Annotated in this window: 1 protein-coding gene; it reads right to left on the bottom strand. The window is 47.4% G+C overall.

What is annotated here, in order from left to right; genetic code table 11:
* Window positions 1-494: MFS transporter (locus BVJ53_RS14640; protein WP_137296006.1), on the bottom strand; the 494-nt coding region annotated here is incomplete at its 3' end.
* Window positions 495-570 lie beyond the last annotated feature (76 nt).

Below are 570 nucleotides of genomic sequence, written 5' to 3' on the forward strand. Positions count from 1 at the left end.
ATAATTTGCACGGAACTGCCAAAGAACTGACGAATGACGCCGAGTAAGGTGAGTTCCTGCTGATTCTGCGTCAACGTTGGCAGAACTGAAGTGATTGGCAGGTTAACGGCGGTGTACAGGAACCCCAAGATAAGATACGTAGCATATGCCCACAGCAGTTTACCGTTTGCGGACCAGTTTGGCGTAACAAATGTCAGTACTGCAAAAATGGCATAAGGCAGCGCGTACCAAAGAAAGAATGGCCGGCTTTTACCGAAACGTGAATGAGTGTGATCGATCATCAGACCAACCACCGGACTTTCAAAGACATCGGCGACACGGGCGACTAAGAACAATAAGGCAACGGCGCCCGCACTCAGCCCGTAAATGTCGGTGTAGAAATACAGTAGATAAGTTGTCATCACCTGAAAGACCAAATTGTCAGCTGCGTCACTCAGACCGTAACTGATGCGTTCAGGCCACTTTGTTTGCCATGCAGTCGGCTTTTTTTGCATCCGCAGACCTTCTTTCATGGATCACTGAGAAAGCTTGTCCGACTTTTATATTGAAACTTCAGCTAGTAATTTCAAG

The organism is Lacticaseibacillus chiayiensis (assembly GCF_004123795.1).
Lineage (GTDB): Bacteria > Bacillota > Bacilli > Lactobacillales > Lactobacillaceae > Lacticaseibacillus > Lacticaseibacillus chiayiensis.